The organism is Streptomyces sp. BI87 (genome assembly GCF_025957665.1).
Lineage (GTDB): Bacteria > Actinomycetota > Actinomycetes > Streptomycetales > Streptomycetaceae > Streptomyces > Streptomyces albidoflavus.
Genome location: NZ_CP110079.1, coordinates 5,544,527 through 5,571,458, shown reverse-complemented (window position 1 = coordinate 5,571,458; position 26,932 = coordinate 5,544,527). Strand labels below are relative to the sequence as shown.

At 73.2% G+C, this 26,932-nt stretch carries 29 protein-coding genes; 13 read left to right on the top strand and 16 right to left on the bottom strand.

What is annotated here, in order from left to right:
• Positions 1-130 precede the first annotated feature (130 nt).
• Entirely contained in the window at positions 131-814 is a 684-nt protein-coding gene (locus OIM89_RS24825; protein WP_030695008.1) for a FadR/GntR family transcriptional regulator, read from the top strand.
• A gap of 15 nt (positions 815-829) precedes the next feature.
• Here the strand turns inward: OIM89_RS24825 and OIM89_RS24820 are convergent, their stop codons facing one another.
• From OIM89_RS24820 to fabG, 3 genes are all read right to left on the bottom strand, one after another.
• Entirely contained in the window at positions 830-1,189 is a 360-nt protein-coding gene (locus OIM89_RS24820) for a hypothetical protein (protein WP_226965089.1), read from the bottom strand.
• 190 nt (positions 1,190-1,379) lie between these two features.
• The gene (gene fabI, locus OIM89_RS24815; protein ID WP_003947376.1) at positions 1,380-2,159 is read right to left on the bottom strand and encodes an enoyl-ACP reductase FabI; all 780 of its coding nucleotides are present in this window, start codon (positions 2,157-2,159) and stop codon (positions 1,380-1,382) included.
• A 5-nt stretch (positions 2,160-2,164) separates the two neighbouring features.
• Positions 2,165-2,869, bottom strand: a complete 705-nt coding sequence (fabG, locus tag OIM89_RS24810) for a 3-oxoacyl-[acyl-carrier-protein] reductase (RefSeq protein WP_003947377.1) — start codon at positions 2,867-2,869, stop codon at positions 2,165-2,167.
• 243 nt (positions 2,870-3,112) lie between these two features.
• Between fabG and tyrS the strand changes: the two genes are divergently transcribed.
• Positions 3,113-4,384, top strand: a complete 1,272-nt coding sequence (gene tyrS, locus OIM89_RS24805; RefSeq protein WP_030695010.1) for a tyrosine--tRNA ligase — start codon at positions 3,113-3,115, stop codon at positions 4,382-4,384.
• Between the two features lie 72 nt (positions 4,385-4,456).
• Here the strand turns inward: tyrS and OIM89_RS24800 are convergent, their stop codons facing one another.
• Positions 4,457-4,729: a GlsB/YeaQ/YmgE family stress response membrane protein gene (locus OIM89_RS24800; RefSeq protein ID WP_030695011.1), complete on the bottom strand. Its 273-nt coding sequence runs from the start codon at positions 4,727-4,729 to the stop codon at positions 4,457-4,459.
• 191 nt (positions 4,730-4,920) lie between these two features.
• Here OIM89_RS24800 and OIM89_RS24795 point away from each other — a divergent pair, with 191 nt between their 5' ends.
• Positions 4,921-5,301: a DUF3099 domain-containing protein gene (locus OIM89_RS24795; protein ID WP_030695012.1), complete on the top strand. Its 381-nt coding sequence runs from the start codon at positions 4,921-4,923 to the stop codon at positions 5,299-5,301.
• A gap of 244 nt (positions 5,302-5,545) precedes the next feature.
• On the opposite strand, the gene OIM89_RS24790 is transcribed toward OIM89_RS24795, so the two are convergent.
• Positions 5,546-6,670 (bottom strand): Lrp/AsnC family transcriptional regulator, encoded by a 1,125-nt coding sequence (locus OIM89_RS24790; protein ID WP_264491628.1) that lies wholly within the window; start codon positions 6,668-6,670, stop codon positions 5,546-5,548.
• 154 nt (positions 6,671-6,824) lie between these two features.
• On the opposite strand from OIM89_RS24790, the gene OIM89_RS24785 reads away from it, so the two are divergent.
• The 3 genes from OIM89_RS24785 (at position 6,825) to OIM89_RS24775 (ending at position 10,046) form a co-directional block, all read left to right on the top strand.
• The gene (locus OIM89_RS24785; protein WP_264491627.1) at positions 6,825-8,069 is read left to right on the top strand and encodes a metal-dependent hydrolase family protein; all 1,245 of its coding nucleotides are present in this window, start codon (positions 6,825-6,827) and stop codon (positions 8,067-8,069) included.
• 137 nt (positions 8,070-8,206) lie between these two features.
• Complete coding sequence (locus OIM89_RS24780) at positions 8,207-9,766, top strand: AbgT family transporter (protein ID WP_030695015.1); 1,560 nt, start codon at positions 8,207-8,209, stop codon at positions 9,764-9,766.
• A gap of 19 nt (positions 9,767-9,785) precedes the next feature.
• Positions 9,786-10,046: a hypothetical protein gene (locus OIM89_RS24775; protein WP_030695016.1), complete on the top strand. Its 261-nt coding sequence runs from the start codon at positions 9,786-9,788 to the stop codon at positions 10,044-10,046.
• Between the two features lies 1 nt (position 10,047).
• Here the strand turns inward: OIM89_RS24775 and moaA are convergent, their stop codons facing one another.
• The 3 genes from moaA to OIM89_RS24760 form a co-directional block, all read right to left on the bottom strand.
• Positions 10,048-11,037 carry a GTP 3',8-cyclase MoaA gene (gene moaA, locus OIM89_RS24770; protein WP_217685504.1) on the bottom strand — a complete coding sequence of 330 codons (990 nt, stop codon included), beginning with the start codon at positions 11,035-11,037 and terminating at the stop codon, positions 10,048-10,050.
• Positions 11,038-11,246: 209 nt separating this feature from the next.
• Positions 11,247-12,887, bottom strand: coding sequence for a cation acetate symporter (locus OIM89_RS24765; protein WP_030695018.1), 1,641 nt, complete (start codon positions 12,885-12,887; stop codon positions 11,247-11,249).
• The gene (locus OIM89_RS24760) at positions 12,884-13,198 is read right to left on the bottom strand and encodes a DUF485 domain-containing protein (protein ID WP_078858164.1); all 315 of its coding nucleotides are present in this window, start codon (positions 13,196-13,198) and stop codon (positions 12,884-12,886) included. Before OIM89_RS24760 ends, OIM89_RS24765 begins: the two co-directional genes overlap by 4 nt.
• A gap of 596 nt (positions 13,199-13,794) precedes the next feature.
• Here OIM89_RS24760 and OIM89_RS24755 point away from each other — a divergent pair.
• Positions 13,795-15,336, top strand: a complete 1,542-nt coding sequence (locus OIM89_RS24755; RefSeq protein WP_047468955.1) for a S8 family peptidase — start codon at positions 13,795-13,797, stop codon at positions 15,334-15,336.
• Between the two features lie 137 nt (positions 15,337-15,473).
• Positions 15,474-16,892 carry a CoA transferase gene (locus tag OIM89_RS24750; protein WP_175457783.1) on the top strand — a complete coding sequence of 473 codons (1,419 nt, stop codon included), beginning with the start codon at positions 15,474-15,476 and terminating at the stop codon, positions 16,890-16,892.
• A gap of 109 nt (positions 16,893-17,001) precedes the next feature.
• Here OIM89_RS24750 and OIM89_RS24745 read toward each other — a convergent pair whose 3' ends face one another.
• Positions 17,002-18,051, bottom strand: a complete 1,050-nt coding sequence (locus tag OIM89_RS24745; RefSeq protein WP_264491807.1) for an RNA-guided endonuclease InsQ/TnpB family protein — start codon at positions 18,049-18,051, stop codon at positions 17,002-17,004.
• Between the two features lie 44 nt (positions 18,052-18,095).
• On the opposite strand from OIM89_RS24745, the gene OIM89_RS24740 reads away from it, so the two are divergent.
• Positions 18,096-19,178: a CopD family protein gene (locus OIM89_RS24740; RefSeq protein ID WP_264491626.1), complete on the top strand. Its 1,083-nt coding sequence runs from the start codon at positions 18,096-18,098 to the stop codon at positions 19,176-19,178.
• Between the two features lie 4 nt (positions 19,179-19,182).
• Here OIM89_RS24740 and OIM89_RS24735 read toward each other — a convergent pair whose 3' ends face one another.
• Positions 19,183-19,887 carry a lysoplasmalogenase gene (locus OIM89_RS24735; protein WP_264491625.1) on the bottom strand — a complete coding sequence of 235 codons (705 nt, stop codon included), beginning with the start codon at positions 19,885-19,887 and terminating at the stop codon, positions 19,183-19,185.
• A complete protein-coding gene (locus tag OIM89_RS24730; RefSeq protein ID WP_264491624.1) occupies positions 19,884-20,768 on the bottom strand; it encodes a sterol desaturase family protein in 885 nt (294 codons plus the stop codon). The genes OIM89_RS24735 and OIM89_RS24730 overlap by 4 nt, the downstream gene beginning before the upstream one ends.
• Before the next feature lie 173 nt (positions 20,769-20,941).
• Between OIM89_RS24730 and OIM89_RS24725 the strand changes: the two genes are divergently transcribed.
• From OIM89_RS24725 to OIM89_RS24715, 3 genes are all read left to right on the top strand, one after another.
• Complete coding sequence (locus tag OIM89_RS24725) at positions 20,942-21,916, top strand: DEDDh family exonuclease (RefSeq protein ID WP_030695026.1); 975 nt, start codon at positions 20,942-20,944, stop codon at positions 21,914-21,916.
• 76 nt (positions 21,917-21,992) lie between these two features.
• The gene (locus OIM89_RS24720) at positions 21,993-22,814 is read left to right on the top strand and encodes an SURF1 family protein (RefSeq protein ID WP_257204242.1); all 822 of its coding nucleotides are present in this window, start codon (positions 21,993-21,995) and stop codon (positions 22,812-22,814) included.
• A gap of 66 nt (positions 22,815-22,880) precedes the next feature.
• Positions 22,881-23,636, top strand: coding sequence for an SDR family oxidoreductase (locus OIM89_RS24715; RefSeq protein WP_030695028.1), 756 nt, complete (start codon positions 22,881-22,883; stop codon positions 23,634-23,636).
• 66 nt (positions 23,637-23,702) lie between these two features.
• Here OIM89_RS24715 and amaP read toward each other — a convergent pair whose 3' ends face one another.
• The 5 genes from amaP to OIM89_RS24690 all read right to left on the bottom strand — a co-directional run bounded on the left by amaP (position 23,703) and on the right by OIM89_RS24690 (position 26,010).
• Positions 23,703-24,290, bottom strand: coding sequence for an alkaline shock response membrane anchor protein AmaP (gene amaP, locus OIM89_RS24710; RefSeq protein WP_030695029.1), 588 nt, complete (start codon positions 24,288-24,290; stop codon positions 23,703-23,705).
• On the bottom strand, positions 24,287-24,952 hold the full coding sequence (locus tag OIM89_RS24705) for a DUF6286 domain-containing protein (protein WP_030695030.1): 666 nt from the start codon (positions 24,950-24,952) through the stop codon (positions 24,287-24,289). Before OIM89_RS24705 ends, amaP begins: the two co-directional genes overlap by 4 nt.
• Positions 24,949-25,293 carry an Asp23/Gls24 family envelope stress response protein gene (locus tag OIM89_RS24700; protein WP_030695031.1) on the bottom strand — a complete coding sequence of 115 codons (345 nt, stop codon included), beginning with the start codon at positions 25,291-25,293 and terminating at the stop codon, positions 24,949-24,951. The genes OIM89_RS24705 and OIM89_RS24700 overlap by 4 nt, the downstream gene beginning before the upstream one ends.
• Positions 25,290-25,481 carry a hypothetical protein gene (locus tag OIM89_RS24695; RefSeq protein ID WP_023420041.1) on the bottom strand — a complete coding sequence of 64 codons (192 nt, stop codon included), beginning with the start codon at positions 25,479-25,481 and terminating at the stop codon, positions 25,290-25,292. Before OIM89_RS24695 ends, OIM89_RS24700 begins: the two co-directional genes overlap by 4 nt.
• A 67-nt stretch (positions 25,482-25,548) precedes the next feature.
• Positions 25,549-26,010, bottom strand: a complete 462-nt coding sequence (locus OIM89_RS24690; protein ID WP_030695032.1) for an Asp23/Gls24 family envelope stress response protein — start codon at positions 26,008-26,010, stop codon at positions 25,549-25,551.
• 208 nt (positions 26,011-26,218) lie between these two features.
• Here OIM89_RS24690 and OIM89_RS24685 point away from each other — a divergent pair, with 208 nt between their 5' ends.
• The gene (locus tag OIM89_RS24685) at positions 26,219-26,839 is read left to right on the top strand and encodes a nucleopolyhedrovirus P10 family protein (RefSeq protein WP_226965611.1); all 621 of its coding nucleotides are present in this window, start codon (positions 26,219-26,221) and stop codon (positions 26,837-26,839) included.
• The last annotated feature ends 93 nt before the right edge of the window (positions 26,840-26,932 follow it).

The following is a 26,932-nucleotide window of genomic DNA, read 5'->3' as shown; positions in this document are numbered from 1 at the left end:
GGTCACCCGTCGCCTCCCGTGCGGCCCGGCCTTTGCCCGCCTTTCGATACCGTCTGTCTCCGCACTCCCTCTGCCCCCGGACGCCGCGACATCCCTCCGGCGCCGGGGCCCGACCGCACGAAGGTCCGACATGCCGCTGACTTCGCCCCGCCGCTCGGCCCTGTCCGAGCAGGTCATCGCCGAGCTGCGCCAGCAGATCACCTCCGGCGAGTGGCCGGTCGGCTCCCGCATCCCCACCGAGCCCGAGCTGGTCGAGCAGCTCGGGGTGGCCCGGAACACGGTGCGTGAGGCGGTGCGCGCCCTCGCCCACAACGGCCTGCTCGACATCCGGCAGGGCTCGGGGACCTACGTGGTCGCCGCCAGCGAACTGGCCGGGGTGATGCACCGCAGGTTCGCCGACGCCGACCCCCGGCACATCGCCGAACTGCGGGCCACCCTGGAGTCGACCGGCGCCGAGCTGGCCGCGGCCCGGCGTACCGAGAAGGACCTCAAGCAGCTCGACGCGCTGCTCGGCCGCCGGGAGGACGCCTGGGAGTCGGGGGACGCGGAGCGGTTCGTGCAGGCGGACGCCACCTTCCACCTCGCCGTGGTCTCGGCCTCCCACAACGACGTGCTGACCGCGCTCTACGCCGACCTCGGCGAGGTGCTGCGGCACTGGCTGCGCGGCGACATCGGCGACCAGCTCCAGCCGGAGAACCACATGGACCACGACCGCCTGGTCGACGCGATCCGCGAGGGCGACGCGGAGCGGGCGGGAGCCGAGGCCGCCACCTACCCGCTGATGTGCCGGCCCGGGCGCCTCTGGCAGCGCTGAGCCCGCCCCGGCCGCTCAGCGCGCGTGGCTGACCCAGGCCGCGTCGACCGCCTGCCAGCAGCGGCCGGTCAGCTTCACCGTGCCGGCGGGGCCGACCTCGCGGGCCGGACCGTCGGTGTCCAGGTCCCACCAGGCCGCGCACCGCAGGTGGAGCCGGACCTGGTCCGGTTCGGGGTACGGGTTGTGGCAGACGCCGGTGACCTCGGAGTCCTCGGTGATCACCCGGCAGTGGGCGCCGAAGGGGCGCGGGGGCGGGTCCTCGTCGGCCGCGTGCGCGGGGACGGCGCTCAGCAGCGGCAGGAACAGCGCGAGCGCGGCCGCCGCGGCGCGGGGACGGCGGGCGGCGGGGCGGGGCGGGCTCGGGGACGCGTACACGGGAGGGACCTCCTCGGCCGTACTGCGCCCGGGGCCGGTGGGGCCGGGGCGCTGCTGCACCACAAGGGGTTACTCGTGCTCCACCCTGCGGCCCGGCCCCTCGCGCCGCCCGCCGGGTCACCCGAACGGGCGACGCCCCGCCGCCCGCCGAGGGCGGGGACGGGGCGTCGTGAAGGCGCGTACGCCGAGGTCAGGCGCCGATGGCGTGGAGGCCGCCGTCGACGTGGACGATCTCGCCGGTGGTCTTCGGGAACCAGTCGGAGAGCAGCGCCACGACACCGCGGGCGGCGGGCTCGGGGTCGCTGAGCTCCCAGGCGAGCGGGGAGCGCTCGTCCCAGACGGTGGCGAGGTCCTCGAAGCCGGGGATGGACTTGGCGGCCATGGAGCCGAGCGGTCCGGCGGAGACGAGGTTGCAGCGGATGTTCTTGGGCCCGAGGTCGCGGGCGAGGTAGCGGCTGGTGGACTCCAGGGCCGCCTTGGCGACGCCCATCCAGTCGTACTTCGGCCAGGCGAGGGTGGCGTCGAAGGTGAGGCCGACGACCGAGCCGCCGCGCTTCTCCAGGAGCGGCAGCACCGCCATGGTGAGCGACTTCAGGGAGTACGCCGAGACGTGGACGGCGGTGCCGACCGACTCCCACGGAGTGTTGAGGAAGTTGCCGCCCAGGGCGTCCTGCGGGGCGAAGCCGATGGAGTGCACGACGCCGTCGATCCCGGCGTCGTCGCCGTAGTGCTCGGCGACCTTGTCGGCGAGGGAGGCGAGCTGCTCCTCGTTCTGCACGTCCAGCTCGATGACCGGGACGGGCTTGGGGAGGCGCTTGGCGATGCGCTCCACCAGGGAGAGGCGGCCGAAGCCGGTGAGGACGACGTCGGCGCCCTCGTCCTGGGCGAGGCGGGCGACGTGGAAGGCGATCGACGCCTGGGTGATGACGCCGGTGACGATGATGCGCTTGCCTGCGAGAAGTCCACTCATGGCGATCAGTGACCCATGCCCAATCCGCCGTCAACGGGGATGACGGCTCCAGTGATGTACGCGGCGTCGTCGGAGGCGAGGAACCGGACGGCGGCGGCGATCTCCGCGGGCTGCGCGTAGCGGCCCAGCGGGACCTGTCCGACGATCCCGGCGCGCTGCTCGTCGGTGAGGACCTTGGTCATGTCCGTGTCGACGAAGCCCGGGGCGACGACGTTGAAGGTGATGTTGCGCGAGCCCAGCTCCCTGGCGAGGGAACGGGCGAAGCCGACCAGGCCGGCCTTGGAGGCGGCGTAGTTGGCCTGGCCGGCGGAGCCGAGGAGGCCCACGACGGAGGAGATCAGCACGACGCGTCCCTTGCGGGCGCGGAGCATGGCGCGGTTGGCGCGCTTGACCACGCGGAAGGTGCCGGTGAGGTTGGTGTCGAGGACGGAGGTGAAGTCCTCCTCGGACATCCGCATCAGCAGCTGGTCCTTGGTGACGCCGGCGTTGGCCACCAGCACCTCCACGGGCCCCTGCTTCTCCTCGATCTCCTTGTAGGCCTGCTCCACCTGCTCGGCGTCGGTGATGTCGCACCTGACGGCGAGGAAACCGGCGGGGGGCTCACCGGAGCGGTAGGTGATGGCGACGTTGTCGCCTGCGTCGGCGAAGGCCTGGGCGATGGCGAGGCCGATGCCCCGGTTGCCTCCGGTGACGAGTACCGAGCGGCTCAACGGACCACCCTTTCGGTTGCGGTTGTGCGGGTGCGACTACAGCCGAAAACCTATCGGTACGGACAGTGAACCGAAGAATCGTTCACCGACAGGGGCGTGCGGGCGGCACTGTCGGGTCCCTACAGTCCGGCCCGCAGTCCTGCCCGGCCGGGCAGTGGCGGCTCCGCCGCGCTCCGGGGCGCCCATACACTGGCCGGGGGGTCGTGATTCCCCCTTCACCATCGTTCAAGGAGACAGTGGATCGTGACGGACATCGTCGACGAGCTGAAGTGGCGCGGGCTGTTCGCCCAGTCCACCGATGAAGACGCTCTGCGCAAGGCTCTCGCGGACGGGCCCGTCACCTTCTATTGCGGGTTCGACCCGACCGCGGCCAGCCTGCACGTCGGCCACCTGGTGCAGGTGCTGACCATGCGGCGGCTCCAGCAGGCCGGGCTGAAGCCGCTGGCGCTGGTCGGCGGCGCGACGGGCCAGATCGGTGACCCGCGCCCGACCGCCGAGCGCACGCTGAACTCCCCCGAGACCGTGGCGGAGTGGGTGAACCGGCTGCGCGACCAGATCGAGCCCTTCCTCGACTTCGACGCGTCGCTGCCCAACGCCGCCCGCATGGTCAACAACCTCGACTGGACCGCGAACCTCTCGGCCATCGAGTTCCTGCGGGACATCGGCAAGCACTTCCGGGTCAACAAGATGCTCACCAAGGAGTCGGTGGCCCGTCGCCTGGAGTCGCAGGAGGGCATCAGCTACACCGAGTTCAGCTACCAGCTCCTCCAGGGCATGGACTTCCTCCAGCTCTACCGGAACTACGGCTGCACCCTCCAGCAGGGCGGCAGCGACCAGTGGGGCAACCTCACGGCGGGCATCGACCTGATCCACCGCCTGGAACCGGACGCCCAGGTGCACGCGCTGGCGACGCCGCTGATGACCAAGGCGGACGGCACCAAGTTCGGCAAGTCGGAGGGCGGCGCCATCTGGCTGAACGCCTCGATGACCACGCCGTACGCCTTCTACCAGTTCTGGCTCAACACCGACGACCGGGACGTCTCGCGGTACCTGCGCATCCTGTCGTTCCGCAGCCGCGAGGAGCTGGAGGAGCTGGAGAAGGTCACCGAGGAGCGGCCGCAGGCGCGGACCGCGCAGCGGGCGCTGGCCGAGGAGCTGACCACGCTGGTCCACGGCGAGGACGAGTGCCGGGCCGTGATCGCGGCCTCCAAGGCGCTCTTCGGCCAGGGCGAGCTGGCGGAGCTGGACGCGGCGACGCTGGAGGCGGCCCTGCACGAGCTGCCGCACGTGCGCGCCGACGGCTTCGCCCCGGTGGTCGACCTGCTCGCCGAGACGGGCCTGGTGGCCAGCAAGTCGGCGGCCCGGCGGACGGTGAAGGAGGGCGGTGCCTACGTGAACAACGTCAAGGTGACCGCCGAGGACGCCGTCCCGGGCCCCGAGGACCTGCTGCACGGCCGGTGGCTGGTGGTGCGGCGCGGCAAGAAGAACCTGGCCGCCGTCGAGATCACCGGCTGACCTCCCGGGCGTACGCCTGCTGCCCCGGTCCCCTCGGAAGGGGGCCGGGGCAGCGGCGTCGCGGGGGCCGGGTCAGGTGCGTGGCCTGCCCTTGACCTTGGCCCAGAACATGTCGCCGATCCAGACGACGAGGACGGCGCCGGCCAGCTGGAGCACGTGCCTGATCCAGTCGATGCCCTTGGTGTCCTCGACGCCGATTCCGCTCGCCACGGAGTTGCCGATGATGCTGCCGATGATTCCGCAGATCACCGTCAGCCAGATGGGGATCTGCTGCTTCCCTGGCAGGATCGCCTTGGCGAGCAGACCCAGAATCAGGCCGACGATGATGGCCCACAACCAGCTCATGTCTCCTCCTCGGGGAGGCGTACTGTCGCCTCAGTCTCCGCCCGGCGGGCGTTCGGCGCATGTCGGACATGACCAACGGGCCACCCGCCGGTGCCCGCGCGGGCGGGCGGGCGTAATCTGAGGGCCGCCGGGGCGGTCTGGCTCCGGCGGACGGACCTGGTTTTCCCGGGCCCCCGAGGGGGCGAGGAAGGATGGCGGAGCGGATGCGGAAGCAACGCGGAGCCGAGGTCTTCCGGATCACCGGGGCCCGGCAGTCCCTCGCGGACGACGTGCGGGGCCGCCAGCGGCGTTATGTGATCGCGATGCTGGTGCGCACCCTGTCGGTGATCGCGGCGGCGGCCCTGTGGAACGTCGAGCGGTACGTGGCGATCGTCGCCCTCGTCCTCGGCGTCCTCCTCCCCTACGTGGCGGTGGTGATCGCCAACGCCGGCCGGGAGAACGCGCCGGGGCTGCCCGACACGTACGTGCCCTCGGGCCTCAAGGCGCTGCCCTCGGGGTCGTACGAGCTGCCCCCGGCGGCCGGGCGGGAGTCCGCGGGGGCACGGAGCGAGGGCACAATGCCCTCCGCCTGAGCCCGCCCGGGCTCCGGACACCGGCTCTGATCAGGGGCGTTGCCGGCCCTTCTGATCCACTTCCCGGAAACCTCAAGAAAAGCTCAGATCAATCGTGTTGTTCCGGTGCACCGCACCGGGTACCCCGTGACATACTTCGAAAGCGCTCCGCATCCCCCGTCGGAGCGACGGACCGACGCCGGGCAGCTCCCCCCGTGGCTGCCCGGCGTCGTTTTCCTTTCCTCTCACCGTGGCTGACGGCGCGTCAGGTGAGGGCTTCCGGAAGCTCCATCGGTACGGCGCGCAGGCTCCGGCCCCGCCGGTCGAGGACCCGGCCGACGTTCTTCTCGGTGCGCAGCACCATCACCCGGTCGTCGACGCGGAAGCGCAAGTGGGCCAGTTCCTGGACGAGATGGGCCTCCAGGGTGTGCACCTCGGGGACGCCGCGCAGCCACACGTCGAGGATCAGGTTGTGCGGCCCTGCGGTGACGGTGCACAGCCGTAGTTCGGGCAGGGTGCGCAGGGAGGCGGTGGCCGCGTCGAGGTGCTCGGCCGGGACCGAGGCGAAGTAGACCACCGAGACGGGCCAGCCGGTGAGCGGCCGGGCGAGGCTGCACCGCAGCACGAACTGGCCGCTGCCCACCAGCCGCCGCACCCGCCGGCCGACGGTGGCGACGCTGGTCCCCGCCCGCCGGGCCAGTTCGGCCAGCGGCATCCGCCCGTCCTCGCCGAGGGCCACCGCGATCCGCCGGTCGACGGCGGTGACCGGCTCGGGCCTGGCCGGGGCGGCGGGCGGGGCGAGCCGGGCGCGCTGCCCGGCCGACAGGCTCCGCAGCCGCCAGCGGCTCCCCTCGAAGGGGGCGCCGGTGATGACGTGGGTGCGGGTGAGGCGGACCCCGGACAGACCCGCGATCCGGCCGCCGATGTAGTCGACCAGGCCGTCCATGTCGTACGCCCAGACGATGGCGAGGAGGTCGCGGGCGCCGGAGGTGTGTTTGACGCTCATCGTCTCCGGGTCGTGGGCGATGATCCGGCCGATCTCCCAGGAACGGTCGGCCTCGGTGACGATCTCGACCTGGGCGCGGACCTGCCCGTCGTCGGCGGGCGGCCAGTAGCCGTCGACCCAGGCGGTGCCGGAGTCGCTGAGCCGCTTCCAGCGGCGGGCCACCGTGGCGGCGTCGACGCCCAGCACCTCGCCGACCAGGGACCAGGGGGCGCGCGGCTGGATCTGGAGGGCGTTGACGACGGCGAGGTCCAGCTCGGTCAGGGCGGGCAGCGGTGCGTCGCCCGGGCCGGGCGGCGCGGCGGGCCTTGGCCAGAGCCTCTCGGGGGCCGTCCCCACCTGATCGGTCTGGCGCTCGCGGGAGCCCTGGTTGATCGATTCCTGCATGGGATCTCTTCCTGTGACCGGATCAGGCGATTAAACCGTGTCGTGACCCTGGCGTTCCAGCGTGCTCCGTCACACGCACGTTCCGGCGTGAAGGCGACGGCCGCTGTTCCTCAGGGTCGTCGCCTTCCGCCGCCGGCTGGAGAAGGAGTCACCTGTGACCACCGCCACCCCCCTCAGGATCACCGGCGCCCGCATCGTGGACGGCACCGGCACCGGCGCCGCCCCCGTCACCGACGGGGTGGTGTGCGCGGACGCGGACGGCGTGCTGCGGTACGTCGGACCGGCGGCGGGGGCGCCCGCGGCGGCCCCCGGCGACCGGGTCGTGGACGTGGCCGGGCGGACCGTGCTGCCCGGCTTCATCGACTGCCACGTCCACCTCGGCGTGGAGACCGCCAAGGACCTGGGCAACCGGGTGCGGCTCGACGCGACGGTGGAGGTCTTCCGGACCGCCGAGCGGATGCGGCGCACCCTGGAGGCGGGCATCACCACCGTGCGCGACCTGGGCGGCCTGCCCGCCGGGTACCGCACGGCCGTCGAGACGGGGCTGGCGGTCGGCCCGCGCATCCGGACCGCCGTGCGGTTGCTCGGCCACACCGGCGGCCACTCGGACTTCACCCTGCCCGGCGGCTTCGACCCCTCGGCGGGGCTGAGCGAGATCGCCGACTCCCCCGACGAGGTGCGGGTGGCGGTGCGGCGGCTGCTGCGGGACGGCGCGGACGTGATCAAGCTCTGCGCCACCGGCGGCATGAGCAGCCCGCACGACCACCCCGACGACGAGGGGCTCAGCGAGGAGGAGATCCGCACCGTCGTCGACGAGGTCTCCCGGCACGGCGGCCGGCCGGTGGCCGCGCACGCGCAGGGCACGGCGGGCATCCTCAACGCCATCCGCGGCGGCGTCACCAGCGTCGAGCACGGCTACGGCCTGGACGCGCACGCCCGGGAGCTGGCGGGCGAGCGCGGCACGTACGTCGTACCGACCCTCTCCACCGTCTTCGACGGCATCGACCGCAGCCGGATGGAGCCCTCGCACTACGAGAAGAAGGTCCGCTGGTCGGGGGTGACCAAGGAGAACATCTCGGCGGCCATCGCCAACGGCGTGAAGATCGCGCTGGGCACCGACTCCGCGATGGTGCCGCACGGCCGGAACCTGCGGGAGCTGATGCACCTGGTGGCGCTCGGCATGTCCCCCGCGGACGCCATCGCCGCCGGGACCCGCGTCGCCGCCGAACTGCTCGGCGTCCAGGACCGCGCCGGGACGCTGGAGGCCGGCAAGGAGGCCGACCTCGTGGTCTGCGACGGCGACCCGCTGGCCGACGTCGCCGCCCTCGCCGACCCCGCCTCCGTCCGCCTGGTCGCCCGGTCCGGCGTGATCCGCAAGGACACCCTGCCGCGCGGCTGACCCCCTGAACGGGGCACCGGGTGCGGCATGGAACTGCCCGCCGCACCCGGCCGCCCACCACTCGCACCACACCCCCCCCACCCGCACCGCTGTCACCCCCGACTCCCCCGTCCCCGACCTCTCGAAAGGCCGCCGCAGTGCAGGACACCGCCACCGCGCCCGACACCCGGGCCGGACGCCTACTCGACCGGCTGATGACCGGCCTGGAGCGCTTCGGCAACAAGCTGCCCCACCCCTTCTACCTCTTCGCCGTCCTCTTCCTGGTGCTCGGTGTCGTCTCCACCGTCCTCGCCGCCACCGGCGCGGGGGTCACGGTGCCCGGCACCGAGGAACGGCTGGAGGTGCGGGGGCTCTTCTCCGGCGCCGGGATCAGCTGGCTGCTGGAGAACGCGCTGGTCAACTTCACCGGCTTCCCGCCGCTGGGCACCGTGCTGCTGATGATGATGGCGGTCGGCGTGGCCGAGCGGGCCGGGCTGCTGGAGACCGCCGTCCGCGCCACCATTGCCCGCGCCCCGGTCCGCGTGCTGCCGTACGTGGTGGCGTTCGTCGCCTGCCAGGCGCACGTGATGAGCGACATCGCGATGCTCGTCATCCCGCCGCTGGCCGCCATCGCCTTCCGGGCCGCCGGGCGCAACCCGGTGGCGGGGCTGATCGGCGCGTTCGCCTGCGTCTGCGCCGGGTACGCGGCCGGCTTCACCGTCGGCGCGCTGGACGCGCTCTACGTGGGCATCACCGAGAAGGCGGCCCAGGTGCTGCCGATGGGCGCCGGGATGGCCACCCATCTGCTGGTGAACTACTTCTTCACCGCCTCGGCCAGCCTCCTGCTGGCGCTGGTCGGCGGGCTGCTCATCACCAAGGTGCTGGAGCCGCGGCTGCCGCAGCCGACCGGCGACGGTTCGGCGCCGGAGGGCGAGGAGGAGCACTCGGCCGAGGTCACCCCGCTCCAGATCCGTGCCCTGCTGGCGGCGGGCGCCGCCGTCGCCGTCTACGCGGCGATCGTGCTGACGGTGTGGCTGATGCCGGGCAGCCCGCTGCGTGGCGAGGGCGGGGCGCTGGTCCCCTCCCCCGTGCTGACCGGTGTGGTGCCGCTGCTCTTCGGCGCCTTCCTGATCGGCGGCGTGGTCTACGGCGTGGTGGCCCGCACGGTGAAGCAGGCGGCGGACGTGCCCCGGATGATGGCCGAGTCGGTGACCGGCATGGCCTCGTACATCGTGCTGATCCTGGTGATCGCGCAGTTCATCGCGGTCTTCAACTGGTCGAACGTCGGCACGCTGCTGGCCGTGGAGAGCGCGGAGCTGCTGGAGTCGGTGGGGCTGACCGGCTTCACCGCGGTGGTCCTCTTCGTCCTGCTGGTGACGGTGCTGAACCTCTTCATCACCTCGGGCTCGGCCCTGTGGTCGCTGATGGCGCCGGTCTTCGTGCCGACCTTCATGCTGCTCGGCATGGAACCGGCCTTCACCCAGGCCGCGTTCCGCATCGCCGACTCCGCGACGCAGATGATCACCCCGCTCAACCCGTACCTCTTCCTCGCCCTCGCGCTGCTGAAGCGATACGAGCCGAGCGCCCAGCTCGGCACGCTGATGTCGAGGCTCGCCATCTTCGTGGTGCCGTTCCTGGTGACCTGGCTGGCGGTGCTGGGGCTCTTCTACGCCTTCGACCTGCCGCTCGGACCGGGGGCCGGAATTCACCTGGAGTAGGCGAGTTAGGGTCGCGGGTGTGAATCTCCCCGACTTTCCCGGGCCCCTCGGCGGCGTCCGGCAGCCCGACGCCGTGATCTGTTCGGCGAAGGGGTGCCGGGCCGCCGCCGTCTGGGTGCTGGCCTGGAACAACCCGAAGCTGCACACCCCCGAGCGCCGCAAGACCTGGCTGGCCTGCGAGGAGCACCGCGAGCACCTCTCGCAGTTCCTGGGGGTGCGCGGCTTCCTCAAGGACGTGGTGCCGCTCGCCGACTGGGAGGCGCCGGACGAGGGGCGCTGAGTCAGCCGCCGATCGCGGACATGGGGCGCTGGGGCTGGAGGAAGGCGGGGTCGTCGAGGCCCGAGCCGGCCTTCTTGCCCCACATCGCCTGCCGCCAGATCCGGGCCAGCTCCTCGTCGGGGGCGCCGGAGCGCAGCGCGGCCCGCAGGTCGGTCTCCTCGGAGGCGAAGAGGCAGGTGCGGATCTGGCCGTCGGCGGTGAGCCGGGTGCGGTCGCAGGCGGCGCAGAACGGCCGGGTGACCGAGCCGATGACGCCGACGCGGTGCGGGCCGCCGTCGACCAGCCAGCGTTCGGCGGGGGCGGAGCCTCGCTCGCCGGCCTCCTCCTCGGTGAGGGTGAAGCGGGTGCGCAGCGAGGCCAGGATGTCACCGGCGGTGATCATGCCCTCGCGCTTCCAGCCGTGCTGGGCGTCGAGCGGCATCTGCTCGATGAAGCGCAGCTCGTAGTCGTGCGCGACGGCCCAGGCGAGCAGGTCGGGGGCCTCGTCGGCGTTGTGGCCGGGCATGAGGACGGAGTTGACCTTGACGGGGGTCAGGCCGGCCTCGTGGGCGGCGGCGAGTCCGGCGAGGACGTCCTTGTGGCGGTCGCGCCGGGTGAGGGTCTTGAAGACCTCGGGCCGCAGGGTGTCCAGGGAGACGTTGACCCGGTCGAGGCCGGCCTCCTTCAGCGCGGCGGCGGTGCGGCCGAGGCCGATGCCGTTGGTGGTGAGGGAGAGCTGCGGCCGGGGTTCGAGGGCGGCGCACTCCTGGACGATGCCGACCAGGCCGGGGCGGAGCAGCGGCTCGCCGCCGGTGAAGCGGACCTCGGTGACGCCGAGGGCGGTGACCGCGACGCGTACCAGCCGCACGATCTCCTCGTCGGTCAGCAGGTCGGGCTTGGCCAGCCAGCTGAGTCCCTCCTCCGGCATGCAGTACGTGCAGCGGAGGTTGCACCGGTCGGTGAGCGAGACGCGCAGGTCGGTGGCGACTCGGCCGTAGGTGTCGATGAGCATCTGCCGCGCCAGCTCCCGTGATCGTCGTTCGGTTACTTCCTGGCGAGCGTACGCGAGGAGGGGCCGGACGGCAGAGGCCCGATTCGCACGAGAAGGGGGCACGCGCGGGGCGGCCGGGTCGTGGGGATCTCCACGACCCGGCCGCCCGGGGTGTCGCGTCCCGGCGCTTGGCACCGGCCGTGGGGGCCGGTGGGCGCGCCGGGAGCGGGTCAGTGCGCGCCGGTGCCGGTCAGCGAGCGGACCTCCAGCTCGGCGTACTTCTCCTTGTCCGGGGTCTCCTTCGACAGCATCGTGCCGAGCCAGCCGAGCAGGAAGCCCAGCGGGATGGAGATGAGGCCGGGGTTCTCCAGCGGGAACCAGGCGAAGTCGACGCTCGGGAACATCGAGGTCTCCTTGCCGGAGACGACCGGCGAGAAGAGGACCAGCAGCACCGAGGAGGCGAGGCCGCCGTAGATCGACCACAGCGCGCCCTGGGTGGTGAAGCGCTTCCAGAAGAGGCTGTAGAGGATCGTCGGGAGGTTGGCCGAGGCGGCGACCGCGAAGGCGAGGGCGACCAGTCCGGCGACGTTGAGGTCGCGGGCGAGGGCGCCGAGCGCGATGGAGACGATGCCGATGGCGACGGTGGCCCAGCGCGCGGCGCGGACCTCCTCCTTGTCGGTGGCCTGGCCCTTGCGGATGACGTTGGCGTAGATGTCGTGGGCGAACGACGAGGACGAGGCGAGGGTGAGCCCGGCGACCACCGCGAGGATGGTGGCGAAGGCGACCGCGGAGATGGTGGCGAGCAGGATCGCGCCCCACGTCGAGTCGACGCCGCCGATGTGCAGGGCGAGCAGCGGCGCGGCCGTGTTGCCCGCCTTGTTGGAGCCGGTGATCTCCTCCGGCGAGATGAGCGCGGCGGCACCGAACCCGAGGGCGATGGTCATCAGGTAGAAGGCGCCGATGATGCCGATGGCCCAGTTGACCGACTTCCGGGCGGCCTTGGCGGTCGGCACCGTGTAGAAGCGGATCAGGATGTGCGGCAGGCCGGCGGTGCCGAGGACCAGGGCGATGCCGAGCGAGAGGAAGTCCAGCTTCGAGGTGGGGGTGAGGCCGTACTTGAGGCCGGGCTCCAGGAAGGCGGCGCCGTGACCGCTGTTCTCGGCGGCCGTGCCCAGCAGGTCGGAGATGTTGAAGTTGAACTTCAGCAGGACCAGGAAGGTGATGAGCAGGGTGCCGAAGATGAGCAGGACGGCCTTGACCATCTGCACCCAGGTGGTGCCCTTCATGCCGCCGATCGTCACGTAGACGATCATCAGGATGCCGACCAGGGCGACGATGAGGATCTTGCCGCTGTCGCTGGTGATGCCGAGGAGCAGCGAGACGAGGACGCCGGCGCCGGCCATCTGGGCGAGCAGGTAGAAGATCGAGACGACGATGGTGGAGGTGCCGGCGGCGGTGCGGACCGGGCGCTGGCGCATGCGGTAGGCGAGGACGTCGCCCATCGTGTAGCGGCCGGAGTTGCGCAGCGGTTCGGCGACCAGCAGCAGCGCCACCAGCCAGGCGACGAGGAAGCCGATGGAGTAGAGGAAGCCGTCGTAGCCGAAGAGGGCGATGGCGCCGGCGATGCCGAGGAACGAGGCGGCCGACATGTAGTCGCCGGAGACGGCGAGGCCGTTCTGGAAGCCGGTGAACTGGCGGCCGCCGGCGTAGAAGTCGGAGGCGTTCTTGGTCTGGCGGCCGGCCCACACGGTGATGAAGAGGGTGGCGACGACGAAGAGGCCGAAGAGGGTGATGATCAGCGGGCGGTGCTGGCTGGCCTCGTTGGCGGCCAGGTCGACCGCTCCTGCCGCGAGCGTGGTCGTGGTGCTCATGCGTCGCCCTCCAGACGGGCCTTGATCGCCTCGGCGCGCGGGTCGAGCTTCTTCGCGGCGTGCTGGGAGTACCACCAGGCGATGAGGAAGGTGGTGGCGAACTGGCCGAGTCCGAGGACGAGGGCCACGTTGATGTTGCCGAAGAGCTTGGTGCCCATGAAGCCGCCCGCGTAGTTCGAGAGCAGCACGTAGAGCAGGTACCACAGGACGAAGGCGATCGTCAGGGGGAAGGCGAAGGAGCGGTGGGCCCGGCGGAGTTCGCCGAACTCCGGGCTTTCCTGCGCCTCCACGAACGCCGCCGTCGAGGGCATGGCAGGGGGCTTGTCGGGCGCTTCGCCCTTCGACGGGGGAGAGGCTTCGGTAGCCACGGAATCTCCTCGCGGTGCGGGTGCGGTGGTCGTTGACGGGTCCACCGGGCCGGTCGGTTCTGCCGGGACCGAGGGGCCCGGCAGTCCGGTCGTGCCGGACGGAAGGGGTCGTTCAGCGGGGGTGGGCATGGTGGTGCGCGGACCTCACAGTGATGTGGATCACGCGACGGTTGGCGATGCTAGGTGGCCGGGGCGTGATCCGTAAGGGGTTGGACCAGGGGCTTTCCTCGGAGCCGCGAGACGGGCCGCCGAGGAGACCTCTGGCTCTTGTCCCCTGCACAACGTCACGGCGGCGCGGCCGAAGTGGTTCACGGCGAAGTTGATTTCTTCCTGAAGACCATTGCTGGCCGCGCGCCTTGGTGATTGGCTGCGTTCTGCACACGCGTCATGTACCTGCCCAGGCGCCGCGATTCGGCATGCCGGGCGGTCGGTCCACGGTGCACGAACGCCGGGTCCTCCGCACGACTCCGGTCGACCGGGGGGTCCACGCGTCCTGGCGGCCGGGTGGTGCGCCCTCCTTACAGAATTCGGAGAGCCTCATGACCGCTTCCTCCGCACGCGCACGCCGCGCGTTCGCCCTCCCGATGGGACTGGCGGTGGCCTCGTCCCTCGTCCTGGTCCCCGTCACGACGGCCTCGGCCGCCGAGGCCGCACCGGCCGCCACCACGGCCACCACCGCCGCCGGGGGCGAGCAGATCAGCTACGTGGTGAACATCCTTCCGGGCAAGCTCGCCGCGGCCCTCGCCGAGAGAGCGATAACCAAGGCCGGCGGCACCGTCGTCAAGGCGTACGACAAGATCGGCGTCGTCGTGGTGCACTCGGCCCGGGCCGACTTCGCCGAGAAGATCCGCAAGGTGCCCGGCGTGCAGAGCGCCGGCGCGACTCGCACCACGCCGCTCGCCGCCCAGTCCACCGACGACATGGGCGCCCCGGTGGAGCTGAGTGAGAAGCAGCTGGACGCGGCCTCCGCCAAGGCCGAGGGCGACGAGGACCCCCTTCAGGGCCTCCAGTGGGACCTGCCGGCCATCAAGGCCGACAAGGCGCACCAGAAGTCGCTCGGTTCGAGCAAGGTGACCGTCGCCGTCATCGACACCGGCGTGGACGACACCCACCCGGACCTGGCGCCCAACTTCGACCGCGAGGCGTCGGTCAACTGCGTCGGCGGCGTGCCGGACACCACGGACGGCGCCTGGCGCCCGCAGCCCGGCGAGAGCGCGCACGGCACGCACGTGGCGGGCGAGATCGCGGCGGCCAAGAACGGCATCGGCATGACCGGGGTCGCCCCGGGGGTGAAGGTCTCCGGCATCAAGGTGTCGCAGCCCGACGGGTTCTTCTACACCGAGGCCGTGGTCTGCGGCTTCATGTGGGCGGCCGAGCACGGCGTCGACGTCACCAACAACAGCTACTACACCGACCCGTGGATGTTCAACTGCACCAACGACCCTGACCAGAAGGCGCTGGTCCACGCGGTCGGCCGGGCCACCGCGTACGCGGAGCTGAAGGGCGCGGTCAACGTCGCCTCGGCCGGCAACTCCAAGCTCGACCTGGCCGCCGACACCCTGCCGGACGCCTCCAGCCCCAACGACTCGACCCCGGTCGACCGTGAGATCGACCCGAGCACCTGCCTGGACATCCCGGCCCAGCTGCCGGGCGTCGTGACGGTCTCCGCCACCGGCGCGAAGAACCTCAAGTCGTCGTACTCCAACTACGGCAAGGGCGTCATCGACATCACCGCCCCCGGAGGCGACTCGACCGTCCGCCAGGCCCCCGAGGCCCCGGCCGTCGACGGCCGCATCCTCGGCACCCTGCCGGGCGGCGGCTACGGCTACATGATGGGCACCTCGATGGCGGGCCCGCACGTCGCGGGCGTCGCCGCGCTGATCAAGTCGACCCACCCCAAGGCCCCGGCCTTCCAGGTCAAGGCGCTGCTGAAGGCCCAGGCCGACACGCTGGCCTGCCCGGAGCCGTACGACCTCGACGGTGACGGCGTGAACGACGCGGTCTGCGAGGGCGGCAAGTCCGGCGCCGGCTTCTACGGTGCGGGCATGGCCGACGCGCTGGACGCGGTCACCAAGCGCTGAGCCGGGCGCCGGGCCGACACCCGGCGCTCACCCCGGTCAGGACCCAGGCCCGGGCGGCGGGTGCGGGACGAAGGCGGCGACGCCTGACTCCCGCCCCTCCCCCGGGCCTTCGCGCGCCCGCGCGGCAGGATGGCCGCATGACGGACGACCTGGTACGTGACGACCTGGTACGTGAGGTGTGGGCGGCGCTCGCCGGCCCGCCCGACGCGCCGCAGCGGATCACCCGGGACCGCGCGCCGACCACGCTGGACCGTGCCGCGCTGCCCGCCGCCGCGCTGGCCCGCGCCACCGTGGCCGTCTGCTCGCTGGCCGCGGCCGAGCTGGCGGCGGCCCGCGCCGACGGCCCCGTGCCCCGCGTACGCGTCTGCGACCGGGCGGTGGACGCCGCCTTCCGCAGCGACCGGCTGGTCCGCCTGGACGGCCGCGAGCCCGTCACGTTCGCCCCGCTCTCCGGCTTCTGGCGGGCCGCCGACGGCTGGGTCCGCACCCACGCCAACTACCCGCACCACCGCGCCCGGCTGCTCGGTGCGCTCGGACTGCCGGAGACCGCCGGGCCGCGCGAGCTCGCCGCCGTACTCGCCGGACGGGACGCCTCCGCCACCGAGGAGGCGGTGTACGCGGCGGGCGGCCTCGCCGTCGCCGTCCGGGACCGTGACAGCTGGGCGCGCCATCCGCAGGGCGTGGCGGCGGCCGCCCAGCCCCTGGCCGGACGCCGTCCGCTCGCGCCGGGCGGAGTGCCGCTGCCGCCGTCCGGCCGGGAGCCGGGGTACGCGGCGGCCGGGCTGCGGGTGCTGGACCTCACCCGGGTGCTGGCCGGGCCCGTCGCCACCCGGACCCTGGCCCTGCTCGGCGCGGAGGTGCTGCGGCTGGACGCGCCGTGGCTGCCGGAGAGCCAGGACACGCTGGACGACACCGGGATGGGCAAGCGCTCGGCCCGGCTCGACCTGGCCACCGCGGAGGGCCGCGAGGTCTTCGGCCGCCTGCTGGAGACGGCGGACGTGGTCGTCACCGGCTACCGCCCCGGCGCCCTGGAGGCGCTGGCGGGGATGGCCCCGGAGGAACTGGCGGCGCGCAGGCCGGGGCTGGTGGTGGCCCAGCTCTCCGCCTGGGGGTGGGCCGGGCCGTGGGCCGGGCGGCGGGGCTTCGACAGCCTGGTGCAGGCGGCGAGCGGCGTCGCCCTGGCCGAGCGCGTCACCGGGGCGCCGGACGCCCCGCCCGGCGCCCTGCCCGCCCAGGCCCTCGACCACGGCACCGGCTACCTCCTGGCGGCGGCCGTGCTGCGCGCGCTGACCCGGCGCCACCGCACCGGCGAGGGCTCCCTGCTGCGCCTCAGCCTGGCCCGCACCGCCCACGCCCTGCTCCACGTGGACGTACCGGCTCAGGCTCCTGAGCCGGGCCCGGTCGCGGAGCCGCCGCTGCGCGAGGCGGTCACCGGCCGGGGGCGGCTGCGGTACGCGCCCTCGCCGGTGGAGTTCGCGGGCGGGCCGCGCGACTGGTCCCGGACACCGGGCCTGTGGGGCGCGGACGCGCCGTGCTGGGAGCAGCCGCCCCACTGAGCCGGAAGGGGGTCCTCCTGTTGAGCGCCGCGACTTGCCGTCCTCGCGCGGACACGGACACAGTGAAGATCCTGTATTGACTCCGTCCCCCCCTGAAGGAGGGGGATTCCTACCGCTTGCGCTGCAGGGGTTTCTGCTTCGTCGCCGATCGCCCGCCCGGAGTACTCCGTTGAGGTCTTACATCAGCTCCACAGACAGACGCCGTCAGCCCGACGGCCGGAATGTTCTTCGCCGCGTTCACGTCCCGGTCGTGGGTCGTCCCGCAGACGCACGTCCAGGTACGGACGTCCAGCGGCATCTTGTCCAGCAGGATGCCGCAGGCGGAGCACAGTCTGGAGGAGGGGAACCAGCGGTCGACCGCGATCACTTCACGGCCGTACCACTGGGCTTCGTACTCCAGCATGCTCCTGAACTCGGACCAGGCGGCATCGCTGATGGCGCGGGCCAGGCTCCGGTTCTTCACCATGTTGCGCACGGCCAGGTCCTCGATCACGGTCGTCGGGTTCTCACGAACGAGCCGAGTGGTGAGCTTGTGCAGGTGATCACGCCTGCGGCCGGCGATGCGGGCGTGGACCTTGGCGACCTTGCGGCGGGCTTCGGCCCGGTTCGCGCCCTCACCCTGGGCTTTACGGGCAAGCTGCCGCTGCGCCTCGGCGAGACGGATGCGGTCGCGCCGTTCATGCCGGGGGTTCGCGACCTTCTCGCCGGTCGAGAGCGTCAGGAGGTGGTGGAGTCCGACGTCGATACCGACAGCGGTCTCGGGGGCGGGCAGCGGCTGGAGGACCGGCTCCTCGCAGAGCAGGGACACGTGCCAGCGTCCGGCCGCCTCCTGGGACGCGGTCACCGTGGACGGCACCGACCCTTCGGGCAGGGGGCGGGACCACACGATGTCAAGCGGCTCCGCCATCTTCACCAGTGTCAGCCGACCGTCCCGGAACCGGAACGCGCTGGTGGTGTACTCCGCCGACTTCCGCGACTTCTTACGCGACTTGAAGCGCGGGTACTGGGCCCGCTTGCCGAAGAAGCCGGCGAATGCCGCCTGAAGATGCGCCCACGCTTCCGTACGCGCCGCGAGGGCCAGGTCGTAGACCTTCCGCACACAGCCGAACGTACGCGGCGGCGGATCCGCTTTCCCCGCCCTGCTCAGCAGGAGTTCGATTCCTCCCCCGGCCGAGGCCCGGGGGGATCCACGAAGGAGCCCTGATGAGCTTCATACGCCCGCCCGCCGACGGCCCCGTCGGCACGCCCCGCCCAGCCGAAGGCGCCGCGCCGGCGCCCGGGGAGCACGGTGTCCGGCCCGCCCGGGTGGTCGCCCTGCCGTCGGCCACGGGTGCGGCGCGTGCCCTGGCCGTGGTGGGTCTGCTGACGCTCGGCGCGCTGATCCCGCTGCTCGGGCCTGGTCCGGCGCTGGAGGGGACCGGAGAGGCCCTCGCGCCGGCGGCGCGGCCGGTGGGGGTGTTGCGGACGGTGCTCTTCGCCGCCCTCTGTGTCCAGGCGGGCGAGATCTGGGTGGCGCGGATGGTCCCGGCGGTCCGGGGTGCCCCGGCCGGGCTGCTGCCGCGCGTCTGGTCGCCGGCGGCCGCCTGCTGCGGCCTTCTCGCGGCGGTGGCGCTCTCCGCCATCGTCGCCAACGGCAACATCTGGCCGCGCAACCTGTCCGAGCTGCGCTTCGGCGAGCTGTACGGCACCGGGGACGGGGTGCTCGCCCTGCTGGAGATCAACGCCTTCGCGGCGGCCTGGCTGCTGGCGCTCTCCAAGCGGCCGGGCCTCGCCGCACTGCCGCTGGCGGTGCTGGTGGTGGCCGAGGCGGTGCGCGCCCATCCCGAGATCGAGACACCGCTGCTCGGCTCGGCCCTGACCCTGGTCCACCTGACGTGCGGCGCCCTGTGGGCCGGCGGTCTCCTCCAGGTGCTGCGCGTGCTGCGCCTCTGGCAGGGCCACGGCCTGCGCGCACAGGGTGCGGCCCTGCTGGCCCGCTACGCCCGCGCCGCCGCCTGGCTCTTCGCGGCGGTCACCGTCACCGGCACCCTCTCCACGCTGCGCCGGATGGCGCCGCACACCGTGCTGGAGCAGCTCACGACGACCGGTTACGGGCGGACCCTGCTGGCCAAGCTGCTGCTGCTCGCCGTCGTCGCGGTGCTGGCGCTGCGCGCCCGGCGCCGCGCGGTGGCCGCCGGCGACCCGGGAGCGGTGTTCGCCCCGGGCCGCGCGGAGGTGGCGCTGCTCGGCCTGATGGTGGCGGTGTCGGCGCTGCTCACCGCCCTGCCCGTACCGATCCGCTGGTGAGCCCTCAGGCGTCCACCGCCGGCCGGCTCTCCTCGGGCACCGCCCCGGCGCCCGGGGTTCCGGCGGCCCGGAGCACGCCCGTCACCAGCAGGTACTGCGCGGCCAGGTAGGTCGACATCACCCAGAAGTCGTGCGGGGCCGGGGTGTTCCACTCGGCGATGTTCATGGCGATCAGGGCGTCGGAGAGCAGGAAGAGCAGCCCGCCGGCGGCGGTGGCGGCGCCGAGCCTGAGCGCGCCGAAGGCCATCGCGGTGAGCAGCAGGCTGTACGCGGCGACCGGTATCCGCAGTCCGGCGGGGAGGTCGGGCCAGAGCAGCGCCACGAGCAGGACGAGGACGGCGGCGTAGACGGCTCCGAGGGGAAGCACGTGGCGGGGCGTGGTGCCGTACCGGCGGAAGAGGAGCAGGTAGCAGACGTGGCCGAGGGCGAAGGAGCCCATGCCGAGGAGGAAGGCGGTGTCGTCCTCGAAGCGGAGCAGGGTGTCGCCGCCCCAGCCGAAGACGGCGGCGGCGATGAGCAGCGGGGGGCCGCCGCGCACGGCGACCCAGGCGGCGAGGACGGAGAGCAGCAGCGGTTTGACCGTCAGATGCAGCTCCGGGTACCCGGCGAGCAGCCCCCCGAGGTCCAGGGCGACGACCACCGGGAAGGTGGCGAGCAGCAGGCGCGCGGCCAGGGTGCGGCGCGGGGTCAGCGGGGTGATGGTGCTCATCGGGTGGCCTCCGGGGCGGGGGTCGCGGTGGCCGGGGCGGTCCCGGCGGGCGGCTCGGGTGACCAGCCGGGTCCCCGGAAGATGCGGCCGGCCCGTTCGCGCCAGGTGGTGGCGGCGCGGACGTCCCGGGCGATGGCGGCGTACTCGTGGGTGGCGACGCGCAGCGGGTTGTAGGTCTCGATGTTCTTGGTGAGACCGTAGACGGGGCGGACGGTCTCGGCGGCGAAGGAGCCGAAGAGGCGGTCCCAGACGATGAGGATGCCGCCGAAGTTGCGGTCCAGGTAGCCGCCCTGGGAGGCGTGGTGGACCCGGTGGTGGGAGGGGGTGTTGAAGAGGAACTCGACCGGGCGCGGCAGCCGGCCGATCCGCTCGGTGTGGATGCCGAACTGGTAGACGAGGTTGACCGAGGAGCAGAAGGCGAGCACCGCCGGGTGGACGCCGAGCAGGATCAGCGGCATGTAGAAGGGCCAGGAGGTGAGGCTGGTCCAGGGCTGGCGGAGCGCGGTGGTGAGGTTGAACCGGCGGCTGGAGTGGTGCACGACGTGGCAGGCCCACAGGATGCGGATGACGTGGTGTCCCCGGTGCGACCAGTAGTAGAAGAAGTCCTGGGCGAGCAGGACCAGCGGCACCGTCCACCAGAGGGCGGGGACGCGCAGCGGGGTCAGCTCGTAGGCCAGGGTGTAGACGGCGACGATCGGGATCTTCCAGAGGAGGTCGAAGCCGAGGCTGCCGATCCCCATCGTGACGCTGGTGGCGGCGTCCTTGGTCTCGTACCCGGCCTGTTCCTCGTCGGGATGGAGCCGTACGGTCACGATCTCGACGACGGTGAGCAGGACGAAGGCGGGTATGGACCAGAGCACCACGTCGGGCAGGTTCGGCATGACCGCACGGTAAGACGGCGCGTCGTCCGGCGGGAGGGGTCCGGCACGACAAGTCTTACCCGAGGTAAGGGCGCTCCGGTTGGCGGATTCCACCAAGTGCCCGCCCCCGCATGCGCCCGCCTGACGCTCCGTCCGCTCCGGCCTGTCGGCCGTACCCCGTATTCTCTACGACCATGCTCGAAGACCACACGCCCGCATCCGCCTGGCCGGCCACCTACCCGACGGGTTACGCCGTGGTCGACGTCGAGACCACCGGTCTGGCCAGGGACGACCGCATCGTCTCGGCCGGTGTCTACCAACTCGACGCGCTGGGGCGGGTGGAGGACCACTGGTACACGCTGGTCAATCCGGAGCGCGACCCCGGCCCGGTGTGGATTCACGGGCTGACCACCAGCGTGCTGAAGGACGCCCCGCTCTTCAAGGACATCTCGGACGAACTGTCGGCGCGCCTCGCCGACCGCGTCCTGGTCGCCCACAACGCCGCCTTCGACTGGTCGATGCTGGCGCGCGAGTACGCGCGGGCCGAGCGGGTCGCCCCGGTCCGGCAGCGGCTGTGCACCATCGCCCTCTCCAAGGAGCTGGGGCTGCCGCTGCCCAACCACAAGCTGGAGTCGCTCGCCGCGCACTTCGGGGTCGTCCAGGAGCGCGCCCACCACGCGCTGGACGACGCCCGGGTGCTGGCCGAGGCGTTCCGCCCGAGCCTCGCGGCGGCGGCCGGCGGCGGGGTGCGGCTGCCCCTGCTGGAGTGCCGCCCGCTCACCGAGTGGTCCGAGCCGCCCGCCACCCCGAGGATCGGCCGCCAGCCCTCGTACGGCGGCCCGTCCTCCTGGCGCCCCGCCCGCAAGCGGCCTGCCTGCCCCTACCCGAACCCGGGGCGGTACGAGCCCGGCGGGCGGCTGGTGCAGGGGATGCGGATCGCCTTCTCCGGGGACACCTCGACCGAGCGGGACCTCCTGGAGGACCGGGCCACCGAGGCGGGGCTGCACGTGGCGACCAGCCTCTCGCGGCTGACCAGCCTGCTGGTGACCAACGACCCGGAGTCGGGGACGTCCAAGACGGTCAAGGCCCGCCAGTTCGGCACGCCGGTGGTGGACGAGGCCGCCTTCGGCCAGCTGCTCCAGGACGTGGCGCCCGCGCCGGGCGGCTGAACCGCCCGCCGGGGCACGGGACGAAAGGGGCGGGCCCGCCCTGAGGGGCCCGGGGGCCGCCAGGTACCGTCAAGGCGTGTACCGCTTCCTGTTGTCCCGGCAGTGGGTGATCGTGACGCTGCTGTTCGTGCTCCTGATCCCCGTCATGATCGAGCTGGGTTTCTGGCAACTGCACCGCCACGAGCACCGCGTCGAGCAGAACGCGCGCATCGAGCGGTCGGTCAAGGCCGACCCCGTACCGGTGCGGGAGCTGACCGAGCCGGGCGGCTCGGTGGCCGAGGGCGACCGGTGGCGGCGGGTCACCGCCGAGGGCACCTTCGACCCGGAGCACGAGGTGGTGGTGCGCCGCCGCACCAACTCCGACGACAAGGTCGGCGTCCACGTGCTGACCCCGTTCAGGCTCGGCGACGGCACGGTCCTGCTCGTCAACCGGGGCTGGGTCCCCGCCGACGGACCGCAGACCTCGCTGCCCAAGATCCCCGCCCCGCCCTCCGGCGAGATCACCCTGACCGGCCGGCTGATGCCGGACGAGACCACCGCCGCCAGCGGCATCAAGGACCTCGAGGGGCTGCCCGACCGGCAGATCATGCTGATCAGCAGCGGACAGCAGGCCGACGCCCTGGGCGTACCGGTCCTCGGCGGCTACGTCGAGCAGGTCGACCCCGATCCGGGCGCGGACGGCCCCGAGCTGATCAAGGGCCCGGACTACGGCGGGATCGGCCCGCACATGGCGTACGCCGTGCAGTGGTGGCTCTTCGCGGCGGCGGTCCCGGTCGGCTGGGTGGTCCTGGTCCGCCGCGACGTCCGCGACCGGCGCGAGGCCGATGCCGAGGAGGCCGGAAGCGGTGCGGGCGACGGCGGCTCGCCCGAGCCGGAGCCCGCCACCCTCGGCGGCTGAGCGAACCGGAATCCGCGCCACACCCCACCTCGCCCCGCGCCGCCCCCGCACGGCAGGATGTGCGCCATGGATCTTGGACTGAAGGACCGCGTCTACGTCGTCACCGGTGCCACCCGTGGCCTCGGCAACGCCACCGCCCGCGCGCTGGCCGCCGACGGCGCGAAGGTCGTCGTCAGCGGGCGTGACCAGGCCACCGCCGAGCAGGCCGCCGAGGCGATCGGCCCGAACGCCGTCGGCATCGGCGCCGACAACGCCGACCCGGAGGCGGCCGCCCGCCTGCTCGCCACCGCCAGGGAGCGCTTCGGCCGTCTCGACGGCATCCTCATCAGCGTCGGCGGGCCGCCGCCCGGCTCCGCCGCCTCCACCACCGACGAGCAGTGGGAGGCCGGGTTCGCCTCGGTCTTCCTCGGCGCGGTGCGCCTGGCCCGGGCGGCCGCCGCCGAGCTGGGCGAGGGCGGCGTCATCGGTTTCGTGCTCTCCGGCTCCGTCCACGAGCCGATCACCGGCCTGACCGTCTCCAACGGCCTGCGCCCGGGCCTCGCCGGCTTCGCCAAGTCGCTGGCGAACGAGGTCGGCCCGCGCGGCATCCGGGTGGTCGGCGTACTGCCCGGCAAGATCGACACCGACCGCATCCGGGAGATCGACGGCTTCGCCGAGGACCCGGCCGCCGCCCGCGCCGCCGCCGAGGCGTCCATCCCGCTGAAGCGGTACGGCCGCCCGGAGGAGTTCGGCCGCACCGCCGCCTTCCTCCTCTCCCCCGCCGCCTCCTACCTCACCGGCATCATGGTCCCGGTCGACGGCGGCGTACGGCACGGGTTCTGACCGGCCGTACGGAAGAGGAAGGGGCCCGGCAGTCTGCCGGGCCCCTTCCCTCTTCCGTACGCCGGGTCAGGAGACCCGTTCCGCCTTGTGGCGGGCGGCCTTGAGGACCACCTCGGCGGGGAGCTCGTCCCGGCCCAGCGAGCCCCGGGCGTTGCGCAGGCCCTGTCCCACCAGGTGCTCCAGCGTCTCGCGCGGCCCGGCGTTGGGCTCCAGCCGCAGCCCGGCCTTCACCTCGGGAGAGTCCCGTCGGCCGCGCAGCAGCACGCGGGCGCGGTCCACGCCGGGCAGCCGCTCGGCCTCGTCGCCGAGAGCGTCCTCCACCGCACGACCGCGCACCTCGGCGCCGTCCCCGTCGCCGGTGTCGACGGCGAGCGCGGCGAGGCGGTGGCGGCGCAGTTCGGCCGAGAGCCACCACAGGGCGAGCAGCAGGAGCACCGCGAGGACGGCGATCACCACCGGCCACCACCAGCCCTCGTCACGCCAGCGGGTGCGGTTGGCCTCGGTGAGCAGCACCTCGTGGCGGTCGTCGTAGATCCACCAGGAGGGCGGCTTCACGCCCAGGCCGACGGCGAGGGTGGCGCCGCCCGCGACGACCAGCAGGAGGCCGGCGAGGGTGAGCAGGACACGGTTGACCTTGGTTCGCACGCCGGTCACTCCTTACGCCGAGGACGGACGACCTTGACCGAGACCTTCGGCGGGCGGGCGAGGCCGAGGTCCTCGACGGCCCGCCCGGAGGCGGAGCGCAGATCGGCGCGCACCTCGTCCACGTCACGGAAGTGCGCCACCGCCCGCACCTTGGCCTTACGCCGCTTCAGCCGCACCTTGGCGCTCTGTACCCCGGGCACCTGCATCGCCCGGTCCCGCAGGACGAGAGCGGCGGCCTTGCGGTGCAGCACGGCGCGGACGTCCGGGTGGACCTTTTTCATCTGCAGCAGGCGGCGCCGGCCAGGGGTGAGGGCGAGCAGCAGCAGCCACAGGCCGAGCGCGGCGGCGACCCCGGCGCCGACCAGCGTCCAGGTGTCGTCCAGCGGGCGTTCGGCCAGCTCCCGGGCGAGGGTGCGGCGCCAGGCCATCGCCCGGTGTCCCGCCCGGACCGCGACCACGTCGTACAGCAGCAGGCCGCTGGCGCCGAGGAGGACCAGGGCGGTGAGGGCGGCGGGGACGCGGCGGGCCGACCAGAAGCGGTGGGCGCGGCCGCCGGGGGCCAGTCCCGGTCCCCGCTCGGGCGGGGTGGGGTCGAGCACGCGCGGGTCCTTCTCCAGCACCCCGCCGCTGCCGGCGCGGGTGGCGCCGTTCTGCTCGGGGGTCTCGCTCATCGGGCCCTCCCTTGCTTGCCGGCCACGCGCAACTTCTCGACCTGGACGGCGACCTCGGGCACGGTCATGCCGGTGAGCCCCTCGACGCGTTCGGTGACCCGGCGGCGTACGGCGCCGCACTGGCGGCCGATGTCGGTGGGATAGCCGAGTTCGACGCTGACCCGGACCCGGGCGCGGTCCTGGTGGATGCTGACGGTGGCGCGGGGCGGGTCGGCGTCACGCTGGTTGCCGCGCAGGGCCTCCCGCGCGGCCTGCCCGGCGATCTTGGCGACGACCTGGTCCGCGATGCGGGTCTCGCCGCGCTCCGCGGGGGCGACCGGTCCGCTGGTCACCGGCGTCACCGGCGCCCGGAGTCACGTCCGCGCGGGCGGAAGAAGTCGCCGGGTTCCAGATCCCCGTCGGCGATCCGGCCGGCCAGGAAACCGGCCGCGCCGAGCGCCGCCACCAGGACGAAGGCACCGAACCCGCCGAAGTATCCGGCGAAGCCCAGGGCCAGACCGGCCACCAGGCCGATCAGGGCCATGCTCATCTCGTACTCCTTCTGGCCGGCCGGGGCCGGCCGCTTCGGCCCAGGTGCGCGGGCCGGGGCGGGCGGGTCACTGGAGGTTGCGGCCGTCGCCGCCGTCGTCCTCGTCGTCGTCCTCGTCGGGCAGCTTGACGTCGCTGACGGCGATGTTGACCTCGACGACCTCCAGGCCCGTCATCCGCTCGACCGCGTTCACCACGTTCTCCCGCACGGAGCGGGCCACGTCGGCGATCGACACGCCGTAGTCGACGACGATCTCCAGGTCGAGGGCGGTCTGCACCTCGCCGACCTCGGCGCTCACCCCGCGGGTGACGGACTTGCCGCCGCCGGGCACCCGGTCGCGCATCGCGCCGAGGGTCCGGGAGATCCCGCTGCCCATGGCGTGCACGCCGTCGACGTCGCGGGCCGCGAGGCCCGCGATCTTCTCCACCACGCCGTCGGCGATGGTGGTCTTCCCCCGGGTTCCCGGGGCGCCGTGGCTCCGGCGGCCTCCCAGGTCGCCCTGGCTCTCGCGCTGTGTGGGCTCGGTCATCGCGGCACTTCCCTTCCGCACGGTGATCCACTCGTGGCGCCCACGTTATGCCGGGTTGCCCCGGTTCGCGCCCTGGATACGGCAGTCTGGGGTCATGAGTACGGACGGGTGGACCGAAGCGGTACGGCATCAACTGGGTCTCGGCAGGCTGTTGCCGATGGGAGGGGCGCAGGACGGTGCGTGGTTGACGGAGGCGGCGGCACGCACGGTGCTGCGCCGTGCGGCGGACGAGGTGACCGGGGCGCGCCTGGGAGCGCTGCGGATCGGCCCCGTGGACGGCGCCCCGGCCGAGGAGCCCGGGGTGCCACCACCCCCGAGCGCCCTGTGGCCGGGCCCGCTACGGATCGGCGCGGAGTTCGCGGCGACCCGCCTGGAGCCCTTCCCGACCCTCGCCGACCGGCTCCGCGCGACCCTCTCCGGGACGGCCACGCACCACCTGGGCCTGCACGTCACCGAGGTGGACCTGCGCATCACCGGCGTGGACCAGCCCGGCGAGACACCCGAGCGGAACTCCCCCGCCGAGCCCGCCGGCTCCGCCACCTCCCCCGCCGAGAGCCGGCCGCCCCACGAGGACACCCCCGAGGCACGCGCCGCCACGGCCACCCTCGCGGTCCCCGGAGTGGCCCGCCTCAACGGCGCCTTCGGCGGCCGCACCGGCGCGGTACGCATGGACCACCCCGCCCCGGGCCACCCCGCCCACGTCCGCGTGGAACTGGCGGTCTCCCCCGGCCACCGCCCCCTGGAGGTGGCCCGCGCGGTCCGACGGGCGGTCAGCGAAGCACTGCCGGACGGGCCTTCGGTGGCGGTGCTGGTGACGGAGGTGGGGTGAGCGGGGGGGCCGGCGCGGGGTCTGCCGTGACCCGCTCCTGGCCGCTACGCCGTCCGCATGACGTGACCTCGGCGACCGGCGTGTCCGGAGTGG

Bases quoted from the DNA above. Each gene is read 5' to 3' on its own strand.
- OIM89_RS24790 (WP_264491628.1), bottom strand. From the start codon at position 6,670: ATGCAGGAATCGATCAACCAGGGCTCCCGCGAGCGCCAGACCGATCAG.
- OIM89_RS24755 (WP_047468955.1), top strand. From the start codon at position 13,795: ATGACCGCTTCCTCCGCACGCGCACGCCGCGCGTTCGCCCTCCCGATG.
- OIM89_RS24760 (WP_078858164.1), bottom strand. From the start codon at position 13,198: ATGCCCTCGACGGCGGCGTTCGTGGAGGCGCAGGAAAGCCCGGAGTTC.
- OIM89_RS24735 (WP_264491625.1), bottom strand. From the start codon at position 19,887: ATGAGCACCATCACCCCGCTGACCCCGCGCCGCACCCTGGCCGCGCGC.
- OIM89_RS24795 (WP_030695012.1), top strand. From the start codon at position 4,921: ATGGCGGAGCGGATGCGGAAGCAACGCGGAGCCGAGGTCTTCCGGATC.
- OIM89_RS24705 (WP_030695030.1), bottom strand. From the start codon at position 24,952: ATGAGCGAGACCCCCGAGCAGAACGGCGCCACCCGCGCCGGCAGCGGC.
- OIM89_RS24825 (WP_030695008.1), top strand. From the start codon at position 131: ATGCCGCTGACTTCGCCCCGCCGCTCGGCCCTGTCCGAGCAGGTCATC.
- OIM89_RS24740 (WP_264491626.1), top strand. From the start codon at position 18,096: ATGAGCTTCATACGCCCGCCCGCCGACGGCCCCGTCGGCACGCCCCGC.
- OIM89_RS24690 (WP_030695032.1), bottom strand. From the start codon at position 26,010: ATGACCGAGCCCACACAGCGCGAGAGCCAGGGCGACCTGGGAGGCCGC.
- moaA (WP_217685504.1), bottom strand. From the start codon at position 11,037: ATGCTCATCGACACCTACGGCCGAGTCGCCACCGACCTGCGCGTCTCG.
- OIM89_RS24800 (WP_030695011.1), bottom strand. From the start codon at position 4,729: ATGAGCTGGTTGTGGGCCATCATCGTCGGCCTGATTCTGGGTCTGCTC.
- OIM89_RS24715 (WP_030695028.1), top strand. From the start codon at position 22,881: ATGGATCTTGGACTGAAGGACCGCGTCTACGTCGTCACCGGTGCCACC.
- OIM89_RS24765 (WP_030695018.1), bottom strand. From the start codon at position 12,887: ATGAGCACCACGACCACGCTCGCGGCAGGAGCGGTCGACCTGGCCGCC.
- OIM89_RS24695 (WP_023420041.1), bottom strand. From the start codon at position 25,481: ATGAGCATGGCCCTGATCGGCCTGGTGGCCGGTCTGGCCCTGGGCTTC.
- fabI (WP_003947376.1), bottom strand. From the start codon at position 2,159: ATGAGTGGACTTCTCGCAGGCAAGCGCATCATCGTCACCGGCGTCATC.
- OIM89_RS24750 (WP_175457783.1), top strand. From the start codon at position 15,474: ATGACGGACGACCTGGTACGTGACGACCTGGTACGTGAGGTGTGGGCG.
- OIM89_RS24730 (WP_264491624.1), bottom strand. From the start codon at position 20,768: ATGCCGAACCTGCCCGACGTGGTGCTCTGGTCCATACCCGCCTTCGTC.
- OIM89_RS24725 (WP_030695026.1), top strand. From the start codon at position 20,942: ATGCTCGAAGACCACACGCCCGCATCCGCCTGGCCGGCCACCTACCCG.